6 protein-coding genes and 1 pseudogene are annotated in these 11,012 nt (G+C 50.7%); 3 read left to right on the top strand and 4 right to left on the bottom strand.

Translation table 11 applies throughout. The annotated features are described in order from the left end of the window. Positions 1-456: 456 nt before the first annotated feature. Positions 457-711 carry a response regulator gene (locus tag AC5I6P_RS21585; RefSeq protein WP_495695826.1) on the bottom strand — a complete coding sequence of 85 codons (255 nt, stop codon included), beginning with the start codon at positions 709-711 and terminating at the stop codon, positions 457-459. Between the two features lie 392 nt (positions 712-1,103). Here AC5I6P_RS21585 and topA point away from each other — a divergent pair, with 392 nt between their 5' ends. After that, complete coding sequence (gene topA, locus AC5I6P_RS21580; protein WP_495695825.1) at positions 1,104-3,266, top strand: type I DNA topoisomerase; 2,163 nt, start codon at positions 1,104-1,106, stop codon at positions 3,264-3,266. A gap of 253 nt (positions 3,267-3,519) precedes the next feature. Here topA and recD2 read toward each other — a convergent pair whose 3' ends face one another. Next, positions 3,520-5,775 (bottom strand): SF1B family DNA helicase RecD2, encoded by a 2,256-nt coding sequence (recD2, locus tag AC5I6P_RS21575; RefSeq protein ID WP_495695824.1) that lies wholly within the window; start codon positions 5,773-5,775, stop codon positions 3,520-3,522. A 289-nt stretch (positions 5,776-6,064) separates the two neighbouring features. Beyond that, positions 6,065-7,675 (bottom strand): flavin monoamine oxidase family protein, encoded by a 1,611-nt coding sequence (locus tag AC5I6P_RS21570; RefSeq protein WP_495695823.1) that lies wholly within the window; start codon positions 7,673-7,675, stop codon positions 6,065-6,067. A gap of 146 nt (positions 7,676-7,821) precedes the next feature. On the opposite strand from AC5I6P_RS21570, the gene AC5I6P_RS21565 reads away from it, so the two are divergent. Further along, complete coding sequence (locus tag AC5I6P_RS21565) at positions 7,822-8,028, top strand: hypothetical protein (protein ID WP_495695822.1); 207 nt, start codon at positions 7,822-7,824, stop codon at positions 8,026-8,028. 255 nt (positions 8,029-8,283) lie between these two features. Here the strand turns inward: AC5I6P_RS21565 and AC5I6P_RS21560 are convergent, their stop codons facing one another. Beyond that, positions 8,284-9,399 (bottom strand): carboxylate-amine ligase, encoded by a 1,116-nt coding sequence (locus AC5I6P_RS21560; RefSeq protein WP_495695821.1) that lies wholly within the window; start codon positions 9,397-9,399, stop codon positions 8,284-8,286. 466 nt (positions 9,400-9,865) lie between these two features. Here AC5I6P_RS21560 and AC5I6P_RS21555 point away from each other — a divergent pair. Then, positions 9,866-10,616: pseudogene (locus tag AC5I6P_RS21555) on the top strand (IS1 family transposase); the annotation flags it as partial. Positions 10,617-11,012 lie beyond the last annotated feature (396 nt).

The following is an 11,012-nucleotide window of genomic DNA, read 5'->3' as shown; positions in this document are numbered from 1 at the left end:
ACCAGACCTGTGACGGTCTACCTCCCTTAACTCTGAAGATACAAGACCTGTGGAAATGAGGATCATCAAAGGGCGGTTTAACCGTGACCTTCACCGTCCTAAGCATTCATCTAGCCACGGCTTTTGCCTTGCTGTGACCAAATGGATCTAATTTCACTGGAGTGTTTGCGTTTTAGAGTTCTACTCAAGCTGTGGTGCATTTCCTCCGATGACCAATTGCTGGTGTAAAAGACCTTGCATCACGGCAACGATTTCTTCCCCTACCTACAAAGCTAGAGAAAATTAAGCTTCCCCACTTACTATCTCTGCAACACAACCCTGTTTCTCGCGTTGTTCCAATTCCTGACCCCATTGATGTAACTGTGTCAACTCCTCAAGCAATTCTTCTTTTGTTTTTTTCTGAATCTATGATACGAATTAGCCGTAAAAATAGGAACTGGGTAGCGGCAATGAAGTTCAGGTGCGAATTAATCCTAAAATTGCCTGTAATAATGCTTCTGGCTCAACAGGTTTAGACAAATGACATTGAAATCCTGCTGCTAATGCCTGCTGATGATCCGCTTCCCCTGCATAGGCAGTCAAAGCAATCGCTGAAGTTGGCAGATCGCCCTGTTCCGTCTCCAACGCTCGGACGTGTCGCAACAACCTATAGCCATCCATTTCGGGCATTCCAATATCAGCAAGGAGAATATCCGGTTCTTCCAACCGCATGTGTTGGTCAGCGACATTGGCATGCCCGGTAGGAATGGTTATACGCTGCTACAACAAGTGCGCCCTCCCAACTCACCAAGAGAGACCACTCTCGGCGATTGCCCTAACTGCCTATGCCCGAGAAGAAGATGCGGAGCAGGCTATCAATTCTGGCTTCCAAGGCTATTTGGCCAAACCAATCGAGCCTGCTCAATTAGCCAGGACCGTACTGTCCTTGGTTAGGGAAACGACTGCTTGAGCGATGATCGATTTTGGCCATCTGGAAACCGCAAGCGAAGATCATAAAGTCTCGTGGGGGATCGATGTCAAAAAGCACGGAACGCGACAGTACGATAAAGTGGAATAGTGCATGTGTCCTGCTGCAATTTAAGTGATTCTCGTTCTCCTGAGTGATGCCCACGAAGCTGCTAATTGTCGAGAGCCCTGGCAAAGTCAAAAAGCTCAGCCAAATTCTGGGCTCTGATTGGCTCGTCAGGGCGAGCATGGGACATGTACGGGAATTGGCTCAGGATGGGATTGATTCGCTGGGATTCGATCTTGGAGATCGTACCGTTCGCTGTCGCTTTGTACCTAGAGGAACGCGTGGCAAAGAGACGATCGATCAACTCAAAACCGCGGCTCGACAAGTCAAAACGGTCGTGCTGGCGACCGACGATGATCGCGAAGGCGAAACGATCGCGTGGCATCTTCAGCAAGCCTTGAACCTGAAACACCCACAGCGAGTTGTTTACAGCGAAATTACGCCTGCTGCGGTCAAAAAAGCCATTGCCAACCCCAGATCAATTAATCAGGCCTTGGTCGATGCCGGTCTCTGCCGTACCGTTCTTGACAAGCTCGTCGGGTACAAAGGCTCGCCGTTGCTCTGGAAGTTACAGAACGGGGCAAAGTCCATGGGGCGGGTGCAAAGTGCAACGTTACATCTCCTCTGTGAGCGGGAACGCCAAATCGAGGCCTTTGTGCCGCAGGATTATTGGAATGTGTTCGTCGATTATGCTGAGGGATTTCGTGCCTTTTACTGTGGCACCGAGGGAACTGCAGAACCCGAAGCACCACAACCGGATGATGCAATCACAGTGCACGATCGTACCGCTCTAGAATCGGAACGAGTTTTGTCTCAAGCCGAAGCGGATCGGTTAGTTAGGCAAGCACAAGCCTTTCCACATCATGTGGAGTCGATCGATGGCAAAGTTGTGAATCGCACCCCACCACCGCCCTTTGTCACCTCGACGCTGCAACAAGCGGCGGGCTCGCGCCTTAAGTTTAGCCCCGAAAAAACAATGCAGGTGGCACAGTCGCTCTACGAAGCGGGACATATCACGTATATGCGCACCGATAGCATTGACCTCAGCCCAGAGTATCGCGATGCGGCGCGGCAGTGGTTGATCAATCACGATGCGGAGAATATGCCGAAGAAACCGACGCATCATCGCCAGGTGAAAGGATCTCAAGAGGCACACGAAGCGATTCGACCCACTGATATCCATCGTGCCTCAGCTCAATTGAAAGTCGAATTGTCGAGTGATGCCTTTGCCCTGTATGTCCTGATTTGGAAACGGGCGATTGCATCGCAGTGTCAGCCTGCACGAGTCCGACAAACGCGCATCGTCACGCGATCGGGCACTATCTCCTGGCAGGCGAAAGGACAAGTGATTGAGTTTGCGGGCTACAGCAAGTATTGGAATAACCTGAGTGCTGAGGTGGAATTGCCCCTCGTGCAGACCCATCAGCCGTTGACCTTAACCCAAGCCACCCACGAACAGAAGCAAACCCAGCCCCCGCCTCGCTATAGCGAACCGAAACTGGTGCAAGGTATGGAACGGCAGGGAATTGGACGACCGAGTACCTATGCCCCCACGATTCAGACGCTGAAGGAGCGGCAGTATGTAGACGTGCTCAAAGGTGCATTGCAGCCCACAGTTTTAGGACGGGAGGTGGATCGCTTCCTCGCCCATGCCCTACCCGAGTTGCTGCAAACCGAATTTACGGCTCAAATGGAGCGCTCTCTCGACGCGATCGCTGAAGGCAAACAAGATTGGCAACAGTATCTTACCGAATGGAACGAAACCTACTTTGAACCCGCGTTACTCAAAGCACAACACGTAATTCCTCAACATCTAAGCATGACGCTCGTGCCGCGTCCCGAAAAGCAGCTGCAAAAATCAAAAACTCGCTGTCCGAAGTGTCAAAAACCGCTTGCCAAAATTCCGAGTGCAAAAGTCAAAAAGAAATACTTCCTCAAGTGCGTCGAGGGGTGTGAAAATGTGGTGCTGTTTTGGTCGGAGTACACGAAACAGTGGGAAGCACCGCAAGCAAAATCGACCTCAAGCGAACGACCTCAGCCAACGTCAACGAATGCTTCTTGTCCCGTCTGCCAGCAGCCGCTCGAGCAGTATTCTTATCAAAAAGACGGTCAACCGAAAGTGCTGTTGCGCTGCTCAAACTCAAAAGCTCGCAGCGACCTTAAACACAAAGATGTGGTTTATTTTCGGACCGAGAAAGGATGGTGGAGCCCCAAGCTGGGGGAACTAGACGTTGCCTCATTGCACAACTCCTAGAAACATAACCGGCGCTGCAACGATTTCATTTCATCACTACCCGTTGATCCAGGAGCGGGTATTACGTTCCTCACGACAGCGAAAATCGCAGTGTAGATCGGCTCAAAGAACTCAAGCGCCTCAAAACCACACAGCTAGGTTTATAGCAGTTTTCCAATGAATCAACCCTTGTCTGCAGATTGGAGTATGGGAGTGTGGGGAGTCAGGTGTGGTTAACTGCTTCAGATTAGGCTCATCTCTAATCTGAAGCAGACTAACTCATGGCGCTTAAGCCGCAAAATCGCTCCAGTCGTTGACTCAGCAGGGTATAGCGTTGCCGATCCTTGACTTGCTTGACAGCAATCCCGATCGCCTTCTGCGAACCCACCAGAATCGCCAGCTGCTTCGCACGGGTCAAGCCCGTATACAGTAAGTTTCGCGACAGCATTAGGTAGTGCTGCATGTATAGCGGCAGAATGACAACCGGATATTCACTGCCCTGGGACTTGTGAATCGTCACCGCTCCCGCTAGCCCCAGCTCGTTCAGGTCCGCCCAGTCATACACGACCCACCGATCGCCAAACTGCACGGTCACGTCCTGCTCTTCTACATCAATTTTGCCAATCCTGCCCATATCGCCGTTGAATACTTCGCGATCATAGTCGTTCACGTTCTGAATCACCCGATCTCCGACCCGCAACGTCACGCCCGAGCGCACTAGTTCCGCTTTGGTTGGATGGGGCGGGTTCAGCAAGGCTTGTAGCACCCTATTGAGCTGGCGGGTGCCCACCTCGCCACGTGTCATTGGACACAGCACTTGCACGGCTTGCACTGGGTCAATCCCTAATTGCGGCATCAAGTGGGTCATCACATCCTCGATGGCTTGCGTGCCAGGATGGGACTCAGGGGCACTCAGCCATAGGCAATCGGACTGCGGTGTCTCGGAAACCGATTCTAGGCGGGGGAACAACCCTTGGTTGATGCGGTGGGCATTGGTCACGATCGCTGAGGCTTGCGCCTGACGAAATACCTGACTCAGCCGCACCACGGGAATCTGCTGGGAGGCGATGAAGTCATGCAGGATCGCTCCGGGACCGACGCTGGGCAGCTGGTCGATGTCACCGACGAGGAGCAGTTGGGCCTCGAGGGGAATCGCTTTGAGCAGCGAGTTGGCCAAGAAAAGATCCAGCATCGACGTTTCATCGATGCAAATCGCTTGCGCGGGAATCGGGTTGTCCTGATCGCGCTTGAACCGCATTGTTTTCGGGTCGAACTCAAGCAAGCGGTGAATGGTTTTGGCCTCCTGTCGCGTCACCTCGCTTAAGCGCTGGGCTGCTCGTCCGGTGGGGGAGGCAAGCACGACTGTTTTGCCCATCGCTTTCCAAAGCGCAACGATCGTGCGCGTCGTGAACGTCTTGCCGGTTCCCGGTCCGCCGGTGAGGATTAAAATCCGCTGACTAGCAGCCAATTCCACGGCTTGCCGCTGCTGCTCGGACAGGTGCAGTCCGGTCTGAGCGACAAATCGCTCAATCCAGCGCCGCACACGCGGCAGATCAACCGACAGCGGTTGCTGCACCAGTTGATGCAGGCGTTCGGCCAGCTTTTGTTCGGATTGGAAAAACGACGGCGCATAGCACAGGCAATCCCCGGTCCACCCATCTCCGCCCCGCTCCAGGATTAATTCCTGGTCTGCTGCCATTTGCTGGGTCAGCGCCAACAGCTGCCCTGGGTCAGGACGATGCTCGGCAAGTTCTAACCGCTTCACCGCTCGCTCGACGAGTTCGCGCTGCGGCAAAAAGCAGTGTCCCTCTTCAGCAGCGAGTGCCAGCACATGCAGCAGACCACTGCGGTAGCGAAACTCGGAATCTGGAGCAATTCCGAGACTGCGAGCGATCGTATCGGCCGTGACAAAGCCAATGCCATAGATATCGGTCGCTAACTGATAGGGGTTGCGGCTGACCACCTCGATCGCCGCTTGTCCATATTGCTTGTAGATTTTGACGGCATAGGTGGTGGAGACGTCGTGCGATTGTAGGAAGAGCATGACTTGCTTGATGGCCTTTTGTGCTTCCCAGGCCGCTTGAATCAGCCGTACGCGCTTTTGGGCAATGCCCGGCACCTCGCTGAGGCGCTCGATCTGCGTCTCGATGATTTCTAGAGTGTCCAGTCCGAAATGCGCCACGATGCGCTTGGCAGTGACCGGTCCGACGCCTTTAATCAAGCCGCTGCCTAAATACTTCTCCAATCCCGTGAGGGTCGCCGGTTTGGTTTCTCGGTACTGCATCACTTGAAACTGAGCTCCGTACTGAGGATGGTCTCGCCACATCCCAGTGAGCTGCAGAGTTTGTCCGGGTTGAATCGTGGCAAACGTGCCGACGATCGTCACTAGGTCCCGTTCTCGCGCTACCTTCAGCCGTGCGACCGTGTAGCCCGAGTCTTCCGAATGATATGTCAGCCGTTCGACCACCCCTTGCAAATGCTCGAGGGTGGAGGAAGGGAGAGTTGCGGTGGGTTGACTGCTAGGCTCCATCGTCAAGGCTCCTCAGGGCATGGGTGAAGGTTGCCTTGCTTTGACTATAGCCTGCTAGTTTGCTGGAGGGCGGTTTCTCCTCAAACGCGTTGCAGCATCTCGTCTCCTTTGTTCTCTACGGCAGGTGTCGTGTCTCAGTTTAGTTTGGATCTTTACAGTGCCAAATTAAATGGGCTCTTCCCAAATTTTGATGATTTGAAATCGGCAGGTTTCTCAACCGTTGAATTTGCGGTTCTCCTTGTCTCTTTTCACCAAAACTGCATATGAGCCCACTTTTTCTTGAGAGTGATCAACGATTGCCTTTGAGAAGCGCCAAAAGCTGCTTAGCAGCTGTAGTTCCTGACACTGCTGCACCTTCCATAAATCCTTGCCACTCATAGAATGAACTGGTATGCTCGCCCGCAAAAAAGATGTTCTCTACAGGTTTTCCTTCTAGGTTTGCGATCGTCGTGAAATACCCTGGAGCATTGCAGGTATAACTTCCTTTTGCAAAAGGATTCGGCTGCCATGCTTGTAGATGAGCCACAATCTGATTATTGGTTCTACGGACAGTAGAGGCAGCACCTGGAAAAACCCGATTAAGATCATTGATAAAGAGCTGGGCATCAGATTGTAGCTGATTCGGGTTTAATTTGCTTGCTAGGATGCCTCCCGTGTAGTTGGTTAAGATGCTCCGTTGCGCGGTTGCATTGATTGGATTCGTTTCCCAAGTGTTTTGCAAATACGACAAATCTGCATAGGCAGAGCCATTGCTTCTAAGCTCCACCCATGGACGATTAGTGAACCCAACCATGAGCTTGGCATTATTCCCGTAGACAAAATTTGTAATTGCTCGTTGCTTCTCAGACGGCAATTGCAATCCGCGTAGATCGACGTCACGCAGTGTTGAGAATGGAATTGCAAAAACCACAGCATCAAACTTATTAGTTGTGCGATCACTGAATGTAAGTTCTACCTTCCCTGCACTATCTTTCCGAGCGGCAACAAGCTGTTTGCCCAATTGCACTTGATTTTGCAACCGATTGTACAATCCTTCCGCGATTTTTTGGTTGCCACCTACAACGTGATAGCGTTCATCGCTAAATACTCCAAACGGTTGAAACTTGGAGCGTCGATCAGCGTGAATAAATAACAAAAATGCTAGACAGCTTTGCGCATCAATCTCGCGTCCGTATTCGCCTATATAAGCCGCTTTGATCACTGCCTTGATTAGGTCTCCAGCACCTCGATTGTCGAGATAGGTTTGTAGCGATGTGAGATCTAGTTGTCGATCTCGTTCAGTAAAGTTTTCTGCGGTAGGTTGCTGAGAGAGCGACCGCAAGTCTTCCTGCATCGCAGTGACAAAAGCACGAAACTCTTCTACGACTGATGCTTCTGAATATCGCTGCCCGTTGAAGAAGTAGAAGGTTTCTCCTGGCTGCTTATTCACGTCCTCAAGCGGTAAATTAAATTCCTGGGCATACCTCAGCATCGTTTTGTGTAGCGTGTCGATAAATTCTCCACCCCGTTCAGCAACTTGATTGGGGAACGTACCACTCAACGAATAACACCGCCCACCAACGCGAGTACTTGCTTCGTAAAGTGTGGCAATGATGCCTTGTTTTCTGAGTTCGTCTGCACAGGTCAGCCCTGCTAATCCAGCCCCAATGATCGCAACTTTAGGAGCACTGGGATTAGGGGCGGCAATCGCACGATGGAGATAACCAGAAGTGATGCCTGCGATTGTGCCTGTTGCAGTGAGCCTTCCCATGTGCAGGAGTAGGTTGCGCCGTGTTGTACGCTGGGTCGAAAGATGGGCAAGATGCGCCAATCCATCTTGGGTTGAAAGGTGATGTTGCTGACAGTAGTGAACCGTTTGAAGGATGTGAGCAAGTCGATCAAAAAGAGGTGAGTGGCTCATGTCGAACAAAAAGAAGGGTCGATCAAATTGCCATGCACGTAATACCGCCAATGTAGTATTTAATACATACAAAGCATGCTGATTATACACTATGGCTTCAGAGGACATCGATGCTCCAATAGATGTCAAGAAGTTGCTGATGCTAAATGAATCTATCCCGGAACGCGATATCCTTCTCTCAAGAAACACTTTCGACGGCAGGCGGCTGTGGGGCACAAGTTCAAAGCCAAGAGACTGAGCTGTTTTCTTCAGATGCTGAACCAGGCGTTCTCGGTATTTATCGAGTTCCGAATTTGGGGCATTACTTTTCAGCAATGCCCCGAATTCTTTTGGCTCTTTCCACGTTTTGGTGATTAGGGTCGATCGATGTTTATAGAACCCATTTAGGATCTTTTTTGACAGGCTAAGATCAAAAATAAACGTCCGCCAATGCGATCGCTGCGCTCAAACACACCAATCTTCAATTTACCGTCGGGATGGAAAGACGCCTAATGTTTCAGCGTTTCAGAGGTAGTTACATCACAATGCATCAGCCGCCAAGCACTATAAATCCCGGAAACACCACCTCCAACAATGGCAACATCCAACATTTTGCTACCCCTAAGAAGTTAATCAATACCTTTCAGCGTCTGGGCGACGATGAAATCAACGACATCCTCCAAGCGTCCGGTACGTTTGTAAACTTCCCGCTGTCGCGCTGCGCCATTGCCTTGCTGCATCGTCTGCCGAACGAGCGATGAAACCTCGTCCCAGTCTCCATACTCTTCTAGCGATGGGCGCACGAAGCCTAGAAACTTCTCAATGAGTTCGCGTGCTGGAACGGCACGCATTGTCTCAACGTCGATTAGCTCTGTATCTAATCCATAGCGGGCAGCACGCCAGTGGGCGGCGCGTATAACTTCGTGTCGCGTGGCTGGGGATGGTTTGTCTCTTTGAGCTTGTTCATAACAAGTCCGCGCCAAAGAGCGCACCAGCCCTGCAACCATTACGGCTTCATCCACCGTCATGCAGACATCTGTAACGCGAAACTCTACGGTTGGGTAACGCTCTGACAAACGCGCATCCCAGTAGATCTTTGTCGCTTCTTCTACAGCTCCAGTTGACACCAAAGCTTCTACAAGCGTTTGGTATTCGACGTGTGAAGAGAAAATTAGCGGTGGGCCGGATATGGGCCATCGGCCCCAAATTTCCGTGCGATAGCTGGCATATCCCGTATCCGTACCGAACCAAAATGGCGAGGACGCGGCAAGCGCCAGCAGCGGTGCTAGCCATATTCGCGAACGGTTCATAACCTGGATTGCCATCTCCGGATCGCTGATGCCAACGTGTACGTGACAGCCAAAGATCATGAGTTCGCGGGTCAGTTGTTGATAATCTCGCATCAGCCCTTGATAACGTTCTTTGGGCGTGACTTGCTGTTCTTTCCACTCGGAAAATGGGTGCGCTCCAGCAGCGGCAATTTGATTGCCGTCTTTGGCAGCGGCAGCAATAAGTTCCCGGCGCAAGCGGACAAGTTCTGCGCGTACTTCAGAAAGCGAGCGACAAACAGGCGTACCGATCTCTATCTGCGAAAGCTGAGCTTCCGGTTGTACTTCTTCACCAAGCGCTTTTTTAGCGATCGGCAGAATTTGCTGCTGACGTGATCGCAGTTCGCGAGTCGTGGGATCGATAATTTGATATTCCTCTTCAACACCAATGGTAAAGTCTTCTGTTGCAAGTGACATTGTCAATGTTTTTAGTAAGTTTTAGAGAATGTGTAACGATAAGCCATTTTCTGATCATTGCTGGAACAGTTTCAACAGATTTTCTGGGTTGTCCATTTTGTCCATCATCCCTCCAATTTAATCTAGCGACGGTTTCGTCTGTTTCTGCAAAGGACAAGTAATGTGTTAATCCGGTTATAAAGCGAGTTAAGCGACAGGTGCCTAATCAGGCGATCGTATTGATTGATAGAGCTCGCTGTGTTTAATCACTCAGTCAGGCGATCAACATGATTGATGCCCACAACGAGAGGCCTCTCGTTGTGAGCATTCTTATACTCTGATAAGTAGCTAGGCGGAATTAAACCGAAAACGCTGTAAGGCGGCAAAAAGAACAGCAATAAGCCTTGGTCGGTAATGTCCTAGACATGTTGTTGTCGGTTGGAGAATCTGCTGAAATGGAAGAGAGAACTTTCAATCTTTCAGCATCATGGTCTTAGAGCCAGTTCATTGTCCCGATTGTGACGGAATTGACGTAGTTAAGCACGGCACGACTGCCGCTGGCAAACAGCGGTATCGCTGCCGGAATTTTGACTGTGAGCGCAGCACGTTTATCCAAAATTACAGCTATGCCGCCTACGGTTTGCAGGTGAAGCAGCAGATCAGCGAGATGGCAATCAATGGGAGTGGCATCCGAGACACCGCACGAGTGCTTGGCATTAGCACGACCACCGTGATGGAAACCTTGAAAAAAAAGTCCACGCTTGAAAGCGGTGAATGAAACGGTGTTAGCTGAACTAGAACCGACCCAAACCATCGTTCGGCTCTGCCTTGCAGATGATCCAGAAGTCAAAGCAGAGATAGACGAAATGTGGAGTTTTGTGCAATCCAAAAAGCAACAACGCCCGTTGTGGTGGGCGATTGATCATAGAACGGGTCAAGTGTTGGCGTATGTATTAGCCAATCGCAAAGATCAGGCATTTGTGCAGTTAAAAGCCTTGTTGGAACCGTTTGGCATTATGCAGTTCTACAGCGATGGCGGGGGAGCTTATGAGCGTCATATCGCTCCCGTGTTCCACACGATTGGGAAACGGAACACTCAAAAGATTGAACGGAAACATTTAACGTTGCGAACGCGGATTAAGCGCACGCCTCTGGCGGAGCGAAGCGCTATGGCACGCAAAACGATTTGCTTTTCCAAGTCGATTGTGATGCATGATGTGGTGATTGGACTGTTCATCATGCACGCTTCGTGTGAGCCGAAGGCAACGAGTTGCGTTTGGACTATCCATTTAAGCGCAAACAACACCTCTAGGACATTACCCGACCGTCTTACTTGCATTTGCGTCACCGAGTAATTTACGATGTAAACAGTCTAAAGCGACTTTAACTTTTTCAGTTGGGGATAAGGTATTCGAGTTTCTCGGCATAAGAAGACCAACTTTGGTTGGCAAGGAGACTATCGCCTAGTCAGGATACAGCAAAAAAGAATAGTCCTCTCATAGAAGCTCTAAATCATTCGATTAGAAGTTTTAGACAGTTTGAGGAGAGAGAGGATGTGGCTAAGTTTATCGAAGAACTGGGCTTTGTTGCATGATTAAGAAATGGACAAACTAGCCTTGAGGCAGTCGTGGTAT

It is taken from the genome of Myxacorys sp. (assembly GCF_059501405.1).
The sequence above is the reverse complement of the archived record's forward strand: the minus strand, read 5'-3'. Positions and strand labels throughout refer to the sequence as shown.